Source organism: Streptomyces sp. 1-11 (assembly GCF_007176755.1).
Lineage (GTDB): Bacteria > Actinomycetota > Actinomycetes > Streptomycetales > Streptomycetaceae > Streptomyces.
The window spans coordinates 122,471-138,897 of sequence record NZ_BJTV01000005.1 but is presented as its reverse complement, the minus strand read 5'-3'; the positions used below and the strand labels follow the sequence as shown (position 1 = coordinate 138,897).

The 16,427-nt window shown below is 72.4% G+C and carries 17 protein-coding genes and 1 riboswitch; of the genes, 8 read left to right on the top strand and 9 right to left on the bottom strand.

Going from position 1 to position 16,427, the window contains the following annotated elements; all coding sequences use genetic code 11:
* Positions 1-74 precede the first annotated feature (74 nt).
* The 3 genes from TNCT1_RS12550 to thrC all read right to left on the bottom strand — a co-directional run bounded on the left by TNCT1_RS12550 (position 75) and on the right by thrC (position 2,277).
* Positions 75-278 carry a cold-shock protein gene (locus TNCT1_RS12550; RefSeq protein WP_004929928.1) on the bottom strand — a complete coding sequence of 68 codons (204 nt, stop codon included), beginning with the start codon at positions 276-278 and terminating at the stop codon, positions 75-77.
* Between the two features lie 443 nt (positions 279-721).
* Positions 722-997: a MoaD/ThiS family protein gene (locus TNCT1_RS12545; RefSeq protein ID WP_020940781.1), complete on the bottom strand. Its 276-nt coding sequence runs from the start codon at positions 995-997 to the stop codon at positions 722-724.
* Positions 994-2,277: a threonine synthase gene (gene thrC, locus TNCT1_RS12540; protein WP_174266260.1), complete on the bottom strand. Its 1,284-nt coding sequence runs from the start codon at positions 2,275-2,277 to the stop codon at positions 994-996. Before thrC ends, TNCT1_RS12545 begins: the two co-directional genes overlap by 4 nt.
* 17 nt (positions 2,278-2,294) lie before the next feature.
* Positions 2,295-2,435: riboswitch (SAM riboswitch) on the bottom strand.
* Between the two features lie 157 nt (positions 2,436-2,592).
* Here thrC and TNCT1_RS12535 point away from each other — a divergent pair.
* Both TNCT1_RS12535 and TNCT1_RS12530 read left to right on the top strand, forming a co-directional pair.
* Positions 2,593-3,537, top strand: coding sequence for a glucosyl-3-phosphoglycerate synthase (locus TNCT1_RS12535; RefSeq protein WP_143630974.1), 945 nt, complete (start codon positions 2,593-2,595; stop codon positions 3,535-3,537).
* A 144-nt stretch (positions 3,538-3,681) separates the two neighbouring features.
* Positions 3,682-5,100, top strand: a complete 1,419-nt coding sequence (locus TNCT1_RS12530; protein WP_143630973.1) for a trehalose-6-phosphate synthase — start codon at positions 3,682-3,684, stop codon at positions 5,098-5,100.
* 22 nt (positions 5,101-5,122) lie between these two features.
* Here the strand turns inward: TNCT1_RS12530 and otsB are convergent, their stop codons facing one another.
* The 3 genes from otsB to TNCT1_RS12515 form a co-directional block, all read right to left on the bottom strand.
* Positions 5,123-5,956, bottom strand: a complete 834-nt coding sequence (otsB, locus tag TNCT1_RS12525; protein ID WP_143630972.1) for a trehalose-phosphatase — start codon at positions 5,954-5,956, stop codon at positions 5,123-5,125.
* Positions 5,957-6,023: 67 nt separating this feature from the next.
* A complete protein-coding gene (locus tag TNCT1_RS12520) occupies positions 6,024-6,251 on the bottom strand; it encodes a DUF3263 domain-containing protein (protein ID WP_143630971.1) in 228 nt (75 codons plus the stop codon).
* 35 nt (positions 6,252-6,286) lie between these two features.
* The gene (locus TNCT1_RS12515) at positions 6,287-7,522 is read right to left on the bottom strand and encodes an extracellular solute-binding protein (protein ID WP_174266259.1); all 1,236 of its coding nucleotides are present in this window, start codon (positions 7,520-7,522) and stop codon (positions 6,287-6,289) included.
* A 142-nt stretch (positions 7,523-7,664) separates the two neighbouring features.
* Here TNCT1_RS12515 and TNCT1_RS12510 point away from each other — a divergent pair, with 142 nt between their 5' ends.
* The 3 genes from TNCT1_RS12510 to TNCT1_RS12500 all read left to right on the top strand — a co-directional run bounded on the left by TNCT1_RS12510 (position 7,665) and on the right by TNCT1_RS12500 (position 10,830).
* Positions 7,665-8,618, top strand: coding sequence for an ROK family protein (locus tag TNCT1_RS12510; RefSeq protein ID WP_143630969.1), 954 nt, complete (start codon positions 7,665-7,667; stop codon positions 8,616-8,618).
* Positions 8,618-9,781, top strand: a complete 1,164-nt coding sequence (gene nagA / locus TNCT1_RS12505; RefSeq protein WP_143630968.1) for an N-acetylglucosamine-6-phosphate deacetylase — start codon at positions 8,618-8,620, stop codon at positions 9,779-9,781. The genes TNCT1_RS12510 and nagA overlap by 1 nt, the downstream gene beginning before the upstream one ends.
* 119 nt (positions 9,782-9,900) lie before the next feature.
* Positions 9,901-10,830: a 1-phosphofructokinase family hexose kinase gene (locus TNCT1_RS12500; protein WP_143630967.1), complete on the top strand. Its 930-nt coding sequence runs from the start codon at positions 9,901-9,903 to the stop codon at positions 10,828-10,830.
* Positions 10,831-10,858: 28 nt separating this feature from the next.
* Here TNCT1_RS12500 and TNCT1_RS12495 read toward each other — a convergent pair whose 3' ends face one another.
* Complete coding sequence (locus tag TNCT1_RS12495; protein WP_143630966.1) at positions 10,859-11,803, bottom strand: carbohydrate-binding protein; 945 nt, start codon at positions 11,801-11,803, stop codon at positions 10,859-10,861.
* 118 nt (positions 11,804-11,921) lie between these two features.
* Positions 11,922-13,577 carry a diguanylate cyclase CdgB gene (cdgB, locus tag TNCT1_RS12490; RefSeq protein ID WP_143630965.1) on the bottom strand — a complete coding sequence of 552 codons (1,656 nt, stop codon included), beginning with the start codon at positions 13,575-13,577 and terminating at the stop codon, positions 11,922-11,924.
* Between the two features lie 343 nt (positions 13,578-13,920).
* Between cdgB and TNCT1_RS12485 the strand changes: the two genes are divergently transcribed.
* Positions 13,921-14,496, top strand: a complete 576-nt coding sequence (locus tag TNCT1_RS12485; protein WP_235902557.1) for a flavin reductase family protein — start codon at positions 13,921-13,923, stop codon at positions 14,494-14,496.
* 22 nt (positions 14,497-14,518) lie between these two features.
* On the opposite strand, the gene arfB is transcribed toward TNCT1_RS12485, so the two are convergent.
* Complete coding sequence (gene arfB, locus TNCT1_RS12480) at positions 14,519-14,956, bottom strand: alternative ribosome rescue aminoacyl-tRNA hydrolase ArfB (RefSeq protein ID WP_143630964.1); 438 nt, start codon at positions 14,954-14,956, stop codon at positions 14,519-14,521.
* A 171-nt stretch (positions 14,957-15,127) separates the two neighbouring features.
* Between arfB and TNCT1_RS12475 the strand changes: the two genes are divergently transcribed.
* Together TNCT1_RS12475 and TNCT1_RS12470 are read left to right on the top strand one after the other, a co-directional pair.
* The gene (locus TNCT1_RS12475) at positions 15,128-15,703 is read left to right on the top strand and encodes a TerD family protein (RefSeq protein WP_143630963.1); all 576 of its coding nucleotides are present in this window, start codon (positions 15,128-15,130) and stop codon (positions 15,701-15,703) included.
* 118 nt (positions 15,704-15,821) lie between these two features.
* Positions 15,822-16,376, top strand: a complete 555-nt coding sequence (locus TNCT1_RS12470; protein ID WP_143630962.1) for an N-acetyltransferase — start codon at positions 15,822-15,824, stop codon at positions 16,374-16,376.
* The last annotated feature ends 51 nt before the right edge of the window (positions 16,377-16,427 follow it).

Genomic DNA, 16,427 nt, shown 5'->3' with positions numbered 1-16,427 from the left:
CGCGCGGGGGCGCGCCGGGCACGGCGAAGGGCCCGCACCCTGTGCGAGGTGCGGGCCCTTCGTGCAAGAAACGTTCAGGCGCTGAGGCGAACCATGTCGGCCTGCGGGCCCTTCTGGCCCTGCGAGATCTCGAACTCCACCCGCTGGCCCTCTTCCAGGGTGCGGTAGCCGTCCATCTGAATGGCGCTGTAGTGGACGAATACGTCCGCACCACCGTCGACCGCGATGAAGCCGTACCCCTTCTCCGCGTTGAACCACTTGACGGTGCCCTGAGCCATGCCTAACTCCCCTATTACTGGCCCTTGCACAGATCCACACTTCGCGGACCCGGGTCAGACCTCACCCCCCATTGGCCGGGGGCGTGCGCCGGAACGCGTCGACCGCCGCTGAATGTATCTGCCCAACTGCCGTCTGCAACAGGTCAATCGGACGAGAAATATGGACGCGAACGGTCCGGAATGTAGCGTGAATTCGCCCGAATTCAGGGCAAGTCGGGCCCCATAAAATACGCAAAAGCCGCAGAGAGAGCCCGCACTTTGGCTGTTTCTTGTCGGGTGCACCGCGGTGAATCCAAGACTCCCGGCCAACGATCCGGGGGCGGGTTCCCCAACTCTACCGTGCTCAATCAATCAGAATGGCCCCCTCCGCTTCTCTCGCGGAGGGGGCCATTCAATGAACAATCGGTAACCGGCGTTACCGAAGGTAATGATCGGTCATTCTGTCAGCCGCCGGCGACGGCCGGAATGATCGAGACGCCGGCGCCGTCCGGCGTCGCGGTCTGCAGGCCCTGCTCGAAACGGACATCGTCGTCGTTCACGTACACGTTGACGAAGCGGCGCAGCTTGCCCTGGTCGTCCAGCACGCGGGCGGCGATCCCGGTGTGGTTCTTCTCCAGGCTCTCGATGACCTCGGCGAGGGTGGCGCCCTCGGCCGCGACCTCGGCCTGCCCGCCGGTGTAGGTGCGCAGGATGGTGGGGATGCGAACGGTCACGCTCATGCGAGGCCAGCCTCTCGGAAGGAGTCCAGGTTCGGGCGGATGGTGGCGGTGAGGCCGGTGCCGGCCACCGCGTCGAGGGTCTTGAGGCCGTCGCCGGTGTTGAGGACGACGGTGGTCTTCGCCGGGTCCAGGACCCCGTCCTTGATCAGCTTGCGGGTGACGCCGACGGTCACCCCGCCCGCCGTCTCCGCGAAGATGCCCTCGGTGCGGGCCAGCAGCTTGATGGCGTCCACGATCTCCTCGTCCGTCACGTCCTCCACCGCGCCGCCGGTGCGGCGCGCGATGTCCAGGACGTACGGCCCGTCGGCCGGGTTGCCGATGGCGAGGGACTTGGCGATGGTGTCCGGCTTCTGCGGCCGCACGACGTCGTGGCCCGCCTTGTACGCGGTCGACACCGGCGAGCAGCCCGCGGCCTGGGCGCCGAAGATCTTGTACGGCCGGTCCTCGACCAGGCCGAGCTCGATCAGCTCCCGCAGACCCTTGTCGATCTTGGTGAGCTGGGAGCCGGAGGCGATCGGGACCACGATCTGGTCCGGCAGCCGCCAGCCGAGCTGCTCGCAGATCTCGTACGCCAGCGTCTTGGAGCCCTCGGCGTAGTACGGCCGCAGGTTGACGTTGACGAAGCCCCAGCCCTCGCCGGCCGGGTCGCCGATCAGCTCGGAGCAGAAGCGGTTCACGTCGTCGTAGTTGCCCTCGATGCCGACGAGTTCGCCGCCGTAGACCGCGGCCATGACGACCTTGCCCTGCTCCAGGTCGTGCGGGATGAACACGCAGGAGCGGAAGCCGGCCCGGGCGGCGGCGGCGCCGACGGCGCCGGCCAGGTTGCCGGTGGAGGAGCAGGACAGGGTGGTGAAGCCGAAGGCGCGCGCGGCCTCCAGGGCCTGGGCGACGACGCGGTCCTTGAAGGAGTGCGTCGGGTTGCCGGAGTCGTCCTTCACGTACAGCCCGCCGGTGACGCCCAGCTCGGCGGCCAGGTTGTCGGCCTTGACGAGCTTGGTCCAGCCCGGGTTGATGTTGGGCTTGTCGGCCACGTCGGCGGGGACGGGCAGCAGGGGCGCGTAGCGCCAGATGTTCGCGGGGCCCGCCTCGATGCGCCGGCGCAGCTCTTCGGCGTCGTAGCCGGAGAAGTCGTAGGCGATCTCCAGCGGGCCGAAACACTCCTCGCACGCGAAGACCGGTCCGAGGGGTACCCGGTGGCCGCATTCGCGACAGCTCAGTGCAGCGGCGGGGCCGAGGTCGACGGCGGGATTGCTGGTGCTTGCAACTGTCTGCACAGCCATGGAGGCGAGGCCCTTTCTCCTCATCTTCCTCACGACGCATCTCGCCGTGAGACGGATTTGGCACCTTCCCTGGCCGGGAGCCTCGCGCGAACGAGTGCGGCTCAGGGGGGTTGCCGGGGCTTCATCGGGCCGTGTCCCTCTGCCCCTCTGGATGAGCGGTATTCGGTTGTGAACGCCGGGCGACCCCCGACATGCGATGGTCATCGGCGTTGTTCAAGACTGTAACCGACGGCCGGGACAGTTGAGACAGTCGTCCGAACCGCGAGATGCATCACTCCCGTGAGGTGTGATCACGACAGTGAGGAGCCCCAGACCGTGCTGGAAGAAGTCGAGCGCTGGCTGGCCACCCGCTCCTGGTCCGTGGCCGACCGTCCGCTGCACGGGGTCCTGGCCGCCAAGCAGCGCACCGGACTGTCCGTCTCCGTCGTCCTGCCCGCGCTCAACGAGGAGGAGACGGTCGGCGAGATAGTCGCCGCCGTCCGCCGGGACCTCATGCGCCGGGCCCCGCTGGTCGACGAGCTGGTCGTCGTCGACTCCGGCTCCACCGACCGCACCGCCCAGGCCGCCGCCGCGGCCGGCGCCCGGGTGGTGCACCGCGACGCCCTACTGCCGCGCATACCGGCCGTCCCCGGCAAGGGCGAGGTGCTGTGGCGCTCGCTGCTGGCGACGAGCGGGGACATCGTCTGCTTCGTCGACGCCGACCTGCGGGAGTTCTCCTCCGACTTCGTGCTGGGCATCGTCGGCCCGCTGCTCACCGACCCGGACGTCGACCTGGTCAAGGCGATGTACGACCGCCCGCTCGGGGGCGCCGCCGGGCAGGGCGGCCGGGTCACCGAGCTGATGGCCCGGCCGCTGCTGAACATGCACTGGCCGCAGCTCGCCGGGTTCGTGCAGCCGCTGGGCGGGGAGTACGCGGCCCGCCGCTCGCTGCTGGAGCGGCTTCCGTTCCCGGTGGGCTACGGGGTGGAGCTCGGCATGCTGGTGGACGCGCTGCACCTGGTGGGCCTCGACGCACTGGCCCAGGTGGACGTGGGCGTGCGCAGGCACCGGCACCAGGACGGGCAGGCGCTCGGCCGGATGGCCGCGGCGATCTACCGCACCGCTCAGCTCCGGCTGGCCCGCGGCCACCTCGTGCGGCCCTCGCTCACCCAGTTCGAGCGGGGCGAGGACGGGTTCGAGCCGCGCACCTACCCGGTGGACACCGAGGAGCGGCCGCCGATGGCGGAGATCGCGGAGTACGCGCACCGCAGGGTGGCCTGAACCCGCACCGCAGGGCGGCCTGAGCCGCCGGGCGGGCGGGGCGCCGGGCGGGCGCCGCGGACGGGGGAAGAACGGCTGTATACAGCCCCCTTCCCGGGCGGAGCGTACGTTTGAGCGTTTCCGGGCCGGGCTAGGTTGAGAGTCATGTCTTCCACGCACGCCGCTGAGGTGCTGGTCGCGTCCAACCGCGGCCCGGTTTCGTACGAGGTGCTCGAGGACGGCTCGCTGCGCGCCAAACGGGGCGGGGGCGGGCTGGTCTCGGGACTGTCGGCCATCGGGCCGGACACCAACGCGGTGTGGGTCTGCGCCGCGCTCGGCGACGGCGACCGGGAGGCGGCACGGCGGGCCGGGGGCGGCCTGCTGCCGGCCGAGGACACCGGCGGGCAGCACGTGCGGATGCTGGACATCGACGCGTCCGTGCACCACGACGCCTACAACGGCATCGCCAACTCGGTGCTCTGGTTCGTCCACCACATGCTCTACCAGACCCCGCTTGAGCCGGTCCTCGACGCGGAGTTCCGCCGCCAGTGGGCCTCCTACCAGGCGTACAACCGGGCGTTCGCCGAGGCGCTGGCGCAGGAGGCGGCCGAGGGCGCCGCGGTGCTGATCCAGGACTACCACCTGGCCCTCGCCCCCCGCATGCTCCGCCAGCTCCGCCCCGATCTGCGCATCGGCCACTTCTCGCACACCCCCTGGGCCCCGCCGGACTACTTCCGGCTGCTGCCCGACGACATCGCCGCCGAGCTGCTGACCGGCATCCTCGGCGCGGACCGCGCGGCGTTCCTGACGCAGCGCTGGGCGGACGCGTTCACGGACTGCTGCCACGCGGTGCTCGGACCCGGCATCCCGTCCGGCACCAGGATCGGGGTGCACGGGCTCGGCGCGGACGCCGACTTCCTGCGCGAGCGGGCGCACCGGGCGGACGTGGACGAGCGGATGACGGCGCTGCGCGCTGAGGTCGGCGAGGGGCGCCGGACCATCGTCCGGGTGGACCGCACCGAGCTGTCCAAGAACATCGTGCGCGGGCTGCTGGCGTACCGGCAGCTGCTGGAGAGCCGTCCCGAGTGGCGCGAGCGGGTGGTGCACATCGCGTTCGCCTACCCCTCGCGGCAGGACCTGGAGATCTACCGCGACTACACGGCCGAGGTGCGGCGGGTCGCGGAGGAGATCAACTCCCGCTACGGGACGCCCGGCTGGACGCCGGTGGTGCTGCACGTCAAGGACGACTTCGCCCGCTCCCTGGCCGCGTACCGGCTCGCGGACGTGGCGCTGGTCAACCCGATCCGGGACGGCATGAACCTGGTCGCCAAGGAGGTGCCGGTCGTCTCCGACGAGGGGTGCGCGCTGGTGCTCTCACGGGAGGCCGGGGCGTACGAGGAGCTGGGCGAGGACGCGATCGTGGTGAACCCGTACGACGTCGTGGGGACGGCGGAGGCGCTGCACGCCGCGCTGGGCATGTCCCCGGGCGAGCGGGCCGAGCGGTCGAAGAGGCTGGCGGCCGCGGCGACCGCGCTGCCGCCCGAGCGGTGGTTCCTGGACCAGCTCGACGCGCTGACCGGCTGAGGAGTCCGGCGGCGGGGCCGCGTCAGCCGAGCCTCGCCGCCAGTGCGCCCAGGAGCGCGACCACGCCCTGCGGGCCGTCGACCACCAGGTCGGCCCGTTCGGCCAGTTCCGTGACCTCGGTGCTGCCGCTGCAGACCAGCAGGCCGGGGATGCCCTCGGAACGCAGTTCGGTCACGGCCGCGAAGGCGGGGAGGTCGCCGAGGTCGTCGCCCGCGTAGAGGACGGACCCGGCGGCGGTGCGGCGGACGTGGTCGAGGAGGGCGACGCCCTTGTCCATGCCGGGCGGCCGCAGCTCGAGCACCAGCCGGCCGGGTTCGACGATCAGGCCGTGCCGCGCTGCCAGCTCGGCGAGGGGTGCGCGCAGGGCCTCGAAGGCGGCCTGGGGGTCGTCGGCGCGGCGGGTGTGCACGGCGACGGCCCGGCCCTTGTCCTCGGTCCAGGTGCCGCGCCCGGCGCCGGCCCGCTCCAGCAGCCGGGGCAGCTCGGCGCGGACCGCGGCCACACCGGGGTGCGGCGGGGGCGCGGTGACCTCGCCGGTCGCGGCGTCCCAGCGCTCGGCGCCGTAGTGGCCGAGGACGGTGAGGTGCTCCAGACCCGGCACGTCCGCGAAGCCGCCGTAGCGCACCGCGACCTCGGCGGGCCGGCCGGTGATCACGGCGACGGAGGCCACCTCGGGGGCGAGCGCGGCGAGCGCGGGGACGGTGCCGGGGTGGGCGCGGGCCTGTTCGGGGTCGGCGACGATCGGGGCGAGCGTGCCGTCGAAGTCGAGGCCGATCACCGCCGCGCGGGGCTTGGCCAGCAGCGCGTGCAGTCCGTCGCGGCCGGCCTGGGTCGCCGGGGTCGGCAGGAGGTCCATACAGGGACACTATCCGGCGGGGGCCCGGGTCACTCCTGGAGCTTCTGCCCCGCTCGGCGCCGGGGTGTCAGCGCTCCGCGCGGCGGGCGTCGCGCACCCGGCGCAGGCGGTTGACCGTCACCGGGTCCAGGGCGAGCGCCCGTGCGTCGTCCAGGAGGGCGTTGAGGAGCTGGTAGTAGCGCACCGGGGCGAGGCCCAGCTCCTCGCGGATCGCGCGCTCCTTCGCGCCGGGGCCGGAAAAGCCCCGGCGTTCCAGCGCGAGGATGGCCTGTTCGCGGCTGCCCAGTTCCTCCATGGGGGCAACCGTAGCGCCGGGCACCGACAGCTGGCTCAGTTGACGTCGGCGCTGTCCGCGGCGGCGGCCGTCGACTGCAGCCGGGACAGGACGTCGGCGGGGCTGCCGCCGGGGGCGACCGCCTTGCCGATGTCCTTCTTCACGGCGGCGCTGACCGAGGCCCACGAGGTCTTGCCGACCGGATAGAGCTGGGAGACCGGCAGTTCGTCGAGGAAGGGGCGCAGCGCCTTGTCGGCGGCCGCGTCCGAGGCGGACATGGCGCTGGACGCGGAGTCGGTGACCGGCAGCAGCCCATACTCGCGGGAGAAGGCGAGGACGTTCTTCTTCTCGTAGACGAAGTCGAGGAAGTCGCCGATCTCGCGGGCGTGCCCGTTCTGCCTGAAGCCCATCATCCAGTCGGTGACGCCCATGGAGGCCTTGGTCCGGCCGGTGCGCCCCGGCATCGGGACGGTGCCGAACTTCACGCCCTTCCTGGCCGCCTGCTGGATCAGCGTGGGGTGGCCGTTGAGCATGCCCACCTGGCCGTCGGCGAAGGCGGCGAAGGCGTCCGCGCGGTTCAGTTTCCCGGGGGCGACGGGGCCGGTCAGGCCCTTGCCGACCAGGTCGTCCCGGAGCCAGGTGAAGGTCTCCACGTTCTTCGCGGAGTCGATGCTGTAGGCGCCGGCGTCGTCGGTGTAGCCGTCGCCGCCGCCCAGCAGCCACTGCATGGTCTCGGCCTGCGCCTCCTCCGGGCCGAGCGGCAGCGCGTAGGGGTACTTCACGCCCTTGTCCTTGAGCGCGCGGGCGTCGGCGGCCAGTTCGTCCCAGGTGGCGGGCGGGGTGATGCCAGCCTCGTCGAAGAGGGTCCTGTTGTAGAAGAGCACCCGGGTGGAGGCCGCGAACGGGATGCCGTACTGCACGTGCTTCCACTGGCCGGCGTCGGAGAGCGCGGAGGGGAAGTCGGCCTGGGTGCGGATGGAGAGCAGGTCGGAGGCCTGGTAGAGCTTGTCCGCGGCCGCGTAGTCGGCGTAGGCGCCGATCTGGGCCAGGTCGGGGGCGTGCCCGGCGTCGACCATCTCCTTGACCTTGCGGTCGACGTCGTTCCAGGAGTAGACGCTGACCTCGACCTTCACCCCGTGCGCGGCTCCGTACTCCTTGGCCAGCGCGTCCCAGTACTTCTGGGAGCCGTTCGCCGCCGAGTCGCCGTAGTCGGCCGCGACGAGTCTGAGGGTCACGTCGGAGCCCGTGCTCCCGCAGCCGCCGAGGACCGCCGTCATGCCCAGTGCGGACATCACCGCGATCGTTCCTGCCGTACGCCGACGCACCCTCAAAGCCCCAACCCTGCCGTCTGACCGTTCAACATGTGGACACGTAAGGTCTACACCACGTGAGTGGACTAGACCTCTTGTGGGTCAGGGGGCCACACTGTCCCCCGTGAGACATGTCATCGCCCTGGACGTGGGCGGTACCGGGATGAAGGCCGCCCTCGTCGGTGACGACGGCGCGCTGCTGCACCGCGCCCGCCGGGCGACGGGGCGCGAGCGCGGGCCGGACGCGGTGGTCGGGACGATCCTCGGCTTCGCCGCCGAGCTGCGCGCGTACGGCCTGGAGACCTTCGGCGAGCCGGCCGCGGCGGCCGGCATCGCGGTCCCCGGCATCGTCGACGACGAGCGCGGCATCGCCGTGTACGCCGCCAACCTCGGCTGGCGGGACGTCCCGCTGCGCGCGCTGCTCGCCGAGCGGCTCGGCGTCCCGGTGGCACTCGGCCACGACGTGCGCACCGGCGGCCTCGCGGAGGGGCGGATCGGCGCGGGCAAGGGCGCCGACCGGTTCCTGTTCGTGCCGCTGGGCACCGGGATCGCCGGCGCGATCGGCGTCGACGGCCGGGTGGAGGCCGGCGCGCACGGCTTCGCCGGCGAGATCGGGCACATCGTCGTACGGCCCGGCGGCACACCGTGTCCCTGCGGGCAGCACGGCTGTCTGGAGCGGTACGCCTCCGCCTCCGCCGTCAGCGAGGCGTGGGCGGCGGCCTGCGGAGACCCGGAGGCGGACGCGGCCGACTGCGCCGAGGCCGTCGCGTCCGGTGATCCGAACGCCGTCCGGGTGTGGCAGGAGGCGGTGGACGCGCTCGCCGACGGGCTGGTCACCGCGCTCACCCTGCTGGACCCGCGCACGCTGATCATCGGCGGCGGCCTGGCCGAGGCGGGGGAAGTGCTGTTCCAGCCGCTGCGGGACGCCGTCCGGCGCCGGGTCACCTTCCAGAAACTGCCGTCCATCGTCCCCGCCGCCCTCGGCGACACCGCCGGCTGCCTGGGCGCGGGACTTCTCGCCCGGGATCTCCTCGACTCCACCGACCCCACGACCGACCCCACGGAGGTAACCGCCTGATGGCTCCCAGCTTGGTACTCGCAGGTGCTCGGGTGGTACTGCCCACCGAAGTGGTGGACGACGGGCGCGTGGTCGTGGAGGGCACGAGGATCACCGCGGCCGGCCCGGCGGACGCCGTGAGCGCCCCGGCCGGCGCCGAGGTGATCGACGTGAGCGGTCACTGGCTGGTCCCGGGTTTCGTGGACATCCACAACCACGGCGGCGGCGGGGCGTCCTTCTCCGGCACGGCCGAGGAGATCCTCACCGCCGTCCGCACCCACCGGCGGCACGGCACCACCACGCTGGTCGCCTCCACGGTCACCGACGAGATGGACCTGCTGGTCCGGCAGGCCGGGCTGCTGAGCGAGCTGGCCGAGCAGGGGGACATCGCGGGCATCCACTTCGAGGGACCGTTCATCTCGCCGTGCCGCAAGGGCGCGCACTCCGAGGAACTGCTGCGCGACCCCGACCCGGGCGAGGTGCGCAAGCTGATCGACGCCGGGCGCGGCCGGGCGCGGATGGTCACGCTGGCGACCGAGCTGCCGGGCGGCATCGACTCGGTGCGGCTGCTCGCCGAGCACGGGGTGATCGCGGCGGTCGGGCACACGGACGCCACCTACGAGCAGACCGTCGCGGCCGTCGACGCGGGCGCCACGGTCGCCACCCACCTCTTCAACGCCATGCCCCCGCTGGGCCACCGCGCCCCCGGCCCGATCGCCGCCCTGCTGGAGGACGAGCGGGTCACCGTCGAGCTGATCAACGACGGCACCCATCTGCACCCGGCCGCGCTGGAGCTGGCGTTCCGTCACGCGGGCGCCGGGCGGGTCGCGTTCATCACCGACGCCATGGACGCGGCCGGCATCGGCGACGGCCGCTACATGCTCGGCCCGCTGGAGGTCGAGGTCAGCGAGGGCGTGGCCCGGCTGGTGCACGGCGGCTCGATCGCCGGTTCCACGCTGACCCTGGACCGCGCGTTCAAGCGGGCGGTGACGGTCGACGGGCTGCCGGTGCCGGACGCCGTCACCGCGCTGTCCGCCAACCCGGCCCGGCTGCTGGGGATGTCCGACCACATCGGCTCCCTGGAGCCCGGCAAGGACGCCGACCTGGTGCTGCTGGACGCGGACTTCGACCTCAAGGGCGTGCTGCGCCAGGGAGAATGGGTCGTCGCGCCCCGACTGCCCTGATCCGTCCCGGCGTCCGGAGACGGCGGCCGACCCGCGCACTGGGCCGGCCGCCGTCTCTTTGGCATGATCAGGTCCCCGCAAACCGATGACGCGACGGACTTCGAGGGAGGTCGGACCGGGTGCTCCTCACGGTCACGCTGAACACCGCTCTCGACATCACCTACCGCGTGGGGTCGCTGCGGCCGCACACCTCGCACCGGGTCTCCCAGGTCATCGAACGGCCGGGCGGCAAGGGCGTGAACGTGGCCCGTGTGCTGGCCGCCCTCGGCCACGAGGTGACGGCGACCGGTTTCGCCGGCGGCCCCACCGGCCGGGTGCTGCGCGAACTCCTCGCGCGGACACCCGGGGTGACGGACGCGCTGATGCCGATCGGCGGGGCCACCCGGCGCACGGTCGCCGTGGTGGACGAGCGGACCGGCGACACCACCCAGCTCAACGAGCCCGGCCCGCAGATCTCCCCGGCCGAGTGGGCCGCCTTCCAGGACCGGTACGCCGAACTGCTCGGCGGCGCCTCGGCGGTGGCGCTGTCCGGCAGCCTCCCGCCCGGCCTGCCGGTGGGCGCGTACGCGGGTCTGATACGCGCGGCCCGCGCCCGCGGTGTCCCGGTGCTGCTGGACACCAGCGGGGAGCCGCTGCGCCGCGGGGTCGCGGCCCGGCCCGACATCATCAAGCCGAACTCCGACGAGCTGGCCGAACTCACCGGCTCGCACGAGCCATCGCGCGCCACCCAGGACGCCCGGCGGCGCGGCGCCCGCGCGGTGGTCGCCTCCCTCGGCCCGGACGGCCTGCTCGCCGCCACCCCCGAGGGCCGCTGGCGCGCCGCCCCGCCCGCCCGCGTCCACGGCAACCCGACGGGCGCCGGCGACTCGGCGGTCGCGGGCCTGCTGTCGGGACTCGTGGAACAACTCCCCTGGCCGGACCGGCTGACCCGGGCGGCGGCCCTGTCGGCGGCGACCGTACGGGCGCCCGGGGCGGGGGAGTTCGACCCCGGGACCTACGCGGAACTGCTGGGGCGGGTCGCGGTGACCGGAGTGGTCAGCGCGGCATGAGGACCCGCGGGCCCTCGCCCTCGGCGCCCTAGCTCTTGACCTGGCCCTTCTTGATCCAGAGCTGGTCCAGCAGGGCGTCGCACTTGTCGCCGGGCTGGCAGGAGATGGAGACCGTGTTGTGGCCCTTCTCGAGCGTGGGCCAGACGAACGTCGTGGTCCAGCCCTTGGAGAAGTCGCCGTCGTTGGTGTGGGTGTAGTTCTTCAGCGGCAGCTTCGTCGCGAACGGCTTGCCGTTGACGGTGACCGTCATCGCCTGGTCCTCGCCGACCACGCTGAAGTGCGCGAAGAGGGTGTAGGCGCCCTGCTCGGGAACGTTGTCGAACGTCCAGGTGACCGAGGACCCCACGCTGTTCAGGCCGCCCACGTACGTGCCGCCCGCGGCCTGGGCGCCCTTGACGTCCGAGGCCTTGGCGGCGTTGCCGGCGAGCTGGAGGGCGGCGGCGTCGGCCTTCGGCAGTTCGCCGGACGGCGCCGAGGCGCTGTTCGACGGGCTGGGCTCGCTGCTCTGCGACTGGGCCGGGGAGGCGTCCGCCTGGTTTCCGGACTTGTCGTCGCCGGTGTTGCCGTTGATCATCGCCACGCCGATGCCGATGACGACCGCGGCGACCACCGCGATCGCGCCGATCAGCAGGCCCTTGGTGTTCGGGCCGCGCCGCCCGCCGCCACCGCCGGCCGGCGCCATGGACTGCCGTCCCGACGGGGCGCCGCCGGGCAGCGTCTCCGGTGCCTGGTAGTGGGCGTTCGGCTGGCCGTAGCCACCCTGCTGCTGCGGGGCCGCGGTCTGCTGCTGGCCGTAGCCGGCCTGCGGCTGGGCGTACTGGCGCTCGCCGACCGCACGCACTCTGCTGACCGAGTTCGGATAGCCGTAGCCACCCGTCGGCGGCTGGGCCCCTCGGGCCTGGCCGTCGGCGTACAGATAGCCGAACGGGTCGTCGTCCTCGGGCGTGCTCGCGCCGTTGTCGCCGGGCGTCATCCCTTGGTACTCCTCAACAGGTGCGGGTGGATGCGATACGGGTGTGGAATGGCGAGCCTACCCGCTCCGACTGGGCCAAACGGGTGACTCGCATCGCATCAACTCACTGACCTGCGATTCATCCGGCACGCCGGTGCTGTTTGGGACGAGATCGTTTCTCTACGTACATCCGCTCGTCGGCGGACTTCAGCACTTCGTCCGCCGTCATCCCGCAGTGCGCCCAGCCGATGCCGAAGCTCGCGCCCACCCGGACCGCCCGGCCCTCGGCGCGGATGGGCTGGATGATCTCGTTGCGCAGGCGCACGGCGAGGTCCTGGGCGTCGGCCTTGCCGAGACCGTCGGCGAGGATCACGAACTCGTCGCCGCCGAGCCGGGCGACCGTGTCCCCGTCGCGCACCCCGCGGGTCAGCCGCCGGGCGACCTCGATGAGCACCGCGTCGCCCGCGTTGTGGCCGAACCTGTCGTTGATCGACTTGAAGCCGTCCAGGTCGCAGAAGAGGACCGCGAGCCCCTTGGCGCCGTCGTCGTGGGCGCCCTCCGGGGCGACGGTGTGGACGTGGTGGTCGTAGCCGTCGAAGGCCTCGGCGCCCTGCGCGAAGTCGAAGCCGTGCCCGGGCGGGGCGTCGAAGGCGGGGTGGCCGTAGGCCGCGTCCAGGGACTCCAGCGCGCCGGCGTGGGCCGGCCGGTGGCACAGGCGCGCGGAGAGCCTGGAGCGCAGCTCGGCGGAGTTCGGCAGGCCGGTCAGCGAGTCGTGGGAGGCGCGGTGGGCGAGCTGCAGCTCGCGGCGCTTGCGCTCCTCGATGTCCTCGACGTGGGTCAGCAGGAAGCGGGGCCCGTCGGCGGCGTCGGCGACGACGCTGTTGCGCAGGCTCACCCAGACGTAGCTGCCGTCGCGGCGGCCCAGGCGCAGCTCGGCCCGGCCGCCCTCGGCGGACGTCCGCAGCAGGGTGCCGATGTCCTCGGGGTGGACCAGGTCGGAGAAGGAGTAGCGGCGCATCGCGGAGGCGGGCCGGCCGAGCAGCCGGCACAGGGCGTCGTTGGTGCGCAGGATGCGGCCGTGCTGGTCGCCGCCCATCTCGGCGATCGCCATGCCGGAGGGCGCGTACTCGAAGGCCTGCCGGAAGCTCTCCTCGCTGGCCCTGAGCGCCTGCTGCTCGCGCTCCAGGCGGACCAGGGCGCGCTGCATGTTGGACCGCAAGCGCGCGTTGCTGATCGCGATGGCGGCCTGGAAGGCGTACATCTGCAGGGCCTCGCGGCCCCAGGCGCCGGGGTGCCGGCCGTTGCGCGGCCGGTCCACGGATATGACGCCGAGCAGCTCGCCGGAGGAGTTGCCCTGCGCCCCGGGCGTGTACATCGGGGCGAAGAGACGGTCGGCGGGGTGCCACTCGTCCTCGAAGCGGGGAGCGGGGCCGTCGGTGTACCACTGCGGGACGTCGTCGTCGTCCAGCACCCAGCCCTCGGTGTGGGGTATGAACACCAGGTCGCCCCACTGCTCGCCCATGGTCAGACGCCGTTCCCAGGAGTCCCGGGAGCCGACCCGGCCGGTGATCAGGGACTCGGCGGCGGAGTTGCCGGAGAAGGCGGCGACGACGAGGTCCCCGTCGGGCCGCACCAGGTTCACGCACGCCAGCTCGTACCCGAGAGCGCCCACGGCGCCGTCGGCGACGGTCTGCAGGGTGTCCGCCAGGCTGCGCGCCGTGTTCATGTCGGCCATGACCTGGTGAAGCTGCCGCAGGGACGCAAGGCGGACATACGGCTCCGACTCGGTCTCCATGCTCGCCCTCCCCCCGAGACCTCGCAGCGCGTCAAGGGCTGTCTCTGGCGCTTCCCTACCGTGCGTCCCGTCGTCTCTCAGTGGTCTTCAGCCACTGAATCACAGCGCGCTGCCCACTCGGTACACAGGGTCAACAATATCTGCCCCTTGTGACTCAAGTCACAGGGGAACGTGAACAATTGAGTGGAGTTTCTGCGTTTTCCCTGTGCGTTTCCTGAACGCAAACTTTGTCGTCGTGTGCACATGATGCACGAACCGTCACGTCGTGGTCCCCCGGTCCTAGGACCCGGCTCGGGCCAGGGCCCGATGCGGCGCGCTTGGCGCGGAGATTAGCGTGCAGGGTGTGCTGAACACCTCCTCCACCACCACCGCCACAGCCGCTTCCGGGCATGCTGAGGGGGTGAGCAACGACGAGTTCCGGGCCGCCATGTCCCGGCTGGCCGCGGGCGTGGTCCTGGTGACCGCGCAGGAACCGCCGCTGGACCCCGACGACCCGGGCGCGCCGGTCGGCGAGGACGTCGGCATGACCGCCACCGCCTTCATGTCCGTCTCGCTGGACCCGCCGCTGGTGCTGGTCAGCCTGCGCGAGGGCTCGCGCATGGACGACCTGCTGGACGAACAGCCGCTGTGGGCGGTATCGGTGCTCGCCGAGAGCCAGCGCCACATCGCCGGGCGCTTCGCCATGAAGGGCCGCATCAGCGACCGGCTGCTCTTCCAGGACCTGCCCCGGGCGCGCGGTGAGATCACCGGCGCCCCGCTGCTGGACGGCGCGCTGGCCACCCTGGAGTGCCGCACCGAGCAGCGGGTGACGGCGGGCGACCACACCCTCGTCATCGGCCGGGTGCTGTCCGCGCGGGTGCCGGGCGCCGAGGGCGGCCCGCTGATGTACTTCCGCGGCCGCTACCGCCAGTTGGGCTGACGGGCCGCCGCCGGGCTCCCGGCTATCCCCAGTCCCGCCCGGAGCGGCCGCGCTTGCGCTCCGAGCGCTGCTTCTTCTCGCGCAGCCTGCGCTCGTTGATGCCGCGGGGCACGCGGGTGGGACGGCGGGGCCGGGGCGGGGGCGCGGTGGCCTCGGCGAGCAGGGCGGCGAGGCGTACGGCGGCGGCCTCGCGGTTGCGCCACTGGGAGCGGTGCTCGGAGGACCGCACGACGACCACCCCGTCGACCAGCCGCCCGGCCAGCCGGCCCAGCGCCCGCTCCTTCCACACCGCCGGCAGCGCCTCGGTGCGCGCGAGGTCGAAGCGCAGCTCGACCTGGGAGTCACTGGTGTTGACGTGCTGCCCGCCCGGCCCCGAGGACCTGGAGAAACGCCACATCAGCTCGGCCTCGGGCAGCGAGACCGAACCGCGGATGACATGGGGACCGGACATGCCTCCCATGTTCCCGGCCCGGCCCGTCCCACGTCACCCGGTTTTCACCGGCTGACGGCCACATGGGTAAAAAAGGTAAAGGGATCCGGAACCACCGGGACACCCCTCGACGTTGTCCCGGGTGACGGTAGCTTCGTCGGCACAGATGCGCACGAATAACTAGGGAAGGGACTCCCAATCATGGCTGTAAGCCTGTCCAAGGGTGGCAACGTCTCGCTCACCAAGGAGGCTCCGGGCCTGACCGCCGTCACCGTGGGCCTCGGCTGGGACGTCCGCACCACCACCGGCACGGACTTCGACCTGGACGCCTCCGCCATCGCGGTCAACGCGCAGGGCAAGGTCTACTCGGACGCCCACTTCGTCTTCTTCAACAACAAGCAGACGCCGGACAGCTCGATCGTCCACACCGGTGACAACCGCACCGGCGAGGGCGAGGGCGACGACGAGGCGATCAACGTCAACCTGGCCGCCCTCCCGGCCGACGTCGACAAGATCGTCTTCCCGGTCTCCATCTACGACGCCGAGAACCGCGGCCAGAACTTCGGCCAGGTCCGCAACGCCTACATCCGCATCGTCAACCAGGCCGGCGGCGCCGAGATCGCCCGCTACGACCTCTCCGAGGACGCCGCCACCGAGACGGCCATGGTCTTCGGCGAGCTGTACCGCAACGGCGCGGAGTGGAAGTTCCGCGCGGTGGGCCAGGGTTACGCCTCGGGCCTGGTGGGCATCGCCCAGGACTTCGGTGTGAACGTCTGACACGCACCGCGTGGAGCGGGAGCCCCCGGCCCCTCGGGGCGGGGGCCCTCCCGGGCTGCCCGGGGGGCGCGCGGAGATCCGGCCGAGGCGCCGGCACACCGCGCGGTACGTTGCCCGTGTGATCTTCGAGCCCCTCGTCATCGGCGCCGACCGCGACCTCCCGGCCCCGCTGCTCACCGAACTGACGGCGCTTCACGCCTCCAACCGCGAGTTCCACGCGCTCAGCGGCGAGTTCCCCGACCCGGACGACATCCGGGCCGAGCAGGTGGCGGCGGCGCTGGCCGACGAGCTGGCCCAGCCGGGCGCCGAGGTGCTGCTGGCCCGGTCCGAGGGGCGCCTGGTCGCGGTCGCGATCACGCTGGCCCGCCATCCCGACCCGGCCGAGCCCGATCCGTGGATCGGCCTGCTGATGGTGAGCGGGGCAGAGCAGGGCAAGGGGTACGGCCGGCGCGTGGTCACGGAGGTCGAGGAGCGCTTCCGGGCCGCCGGCCGCCGGGCCGTGAGCCTGGCCGTCCTGGAGGGCAACACCCGCGCGCTGGCCTTCTGGACCGCCCTCGGCTACGAGGTGGTCGACCACCGCACCGACCGCGCCCTCGACCGCCCCTGCGCCGTACTGCGCAAGGTGCTGCGCACGCCGACCGGCCCGGCAGGGGCGCCGGAAGGTCAGGTGTGACGCCGGAGTCCTCAAATCCGCTGTGGGAATGACGAGTTGAGCACTCGGCGG

What these genes read in the sequence shown, in the direction of transcription:
- TNCT1_RS12550 (WP_004929928.1), bottom strand. Translation starts at nt 278, where the DNA reads ATGGCTCAGGGCACCGTCAAGTGGTTCAACGCGGAGAAGGGGTACGGC.
- TNCT1_RS12515 (WP_174266259.1), bottom strand. Translation starts at nt 7,522, where the DNA reads ATGTCCGCACTGGGCATGACGGCGGTCCTCGGCGGCTGCGGGAGCACG.
- otsB (WP_143630972.1), bottom strand. Translation starts at nt 5,956, where the DNA reads ATGGACCTCCTGCCGACCCCGGCGACCCAGGCCGGCCGCGACGGACTG.
- TNCT1_RS12495 (WP_143630966.1), bottom strand. Translation starts at nt 11,803, where the DNA reads ATGACGCCCGGCGACAACGGCGCGAGCACGCCCGAGGACGACGACCCG.
- nagA (WP_143630968.1), top strand. Translation starts at nt 8,618, where the DNA reads ATGGCTCCCAGCTTGGTACTCGCAGGTGCTCGGGTGGTACTGCCCACC.
- cdgB (WP_143630965.1), bottom strand. Translation starts at nt 13,577, where the DNA reads ATGGAGACCGAGTCGGAGCCGTATGTCCGCCTTGCGTCCCTGCGGCAG.
- arfB (WP_143630964.1), bottom strand. Translation starts at nt 14,956, where the DNA reads ATGGGAGGCATGTCCGGTCCCCATGTCATCCGCGGTTCGGTCTCGCTG.
- TNCT1_RS12475 (WP_143630963.1), top strand. Translation starts at nt 15,128, where the DNA reads ATGGCTGTAAGCCTGTCCAAGGGTGGCAACGTCTCGCTCACCAAGGAG.
- TNCT1_RS12520 (WP_143630971.1), bottom strand. Translation starts at nt 6,251, where the DNA reads ATGGAGGAACTGGGCAGCCGCGAACAGGCCATCCTCGCGCTGGAACGC.
- TNCT1_RS12530 (WP_143630973.1), top strand. Translation starts at nt 3,682, where the DNA reads ATGTCTTCCACGCACGCCGCTGAGGTGCTGGTCGCGTCCAACCGCGGC.
- thrC (WP_174266260.1), bottom strand. Translation starts at nt 2,277, where the DNA reads ATGGCTGTGCAGACAGTTGCAAGCACCAGCAATCCCGCCGTCGACCTC.
- TNCT1_RS12545 (WP_020940781.1), bottom strand. Translation starts at nt 997, where the DNA reads ATGAGCGTGACCGTTCGCATCCCCACCATCCTGCGCACCTACACCGGC.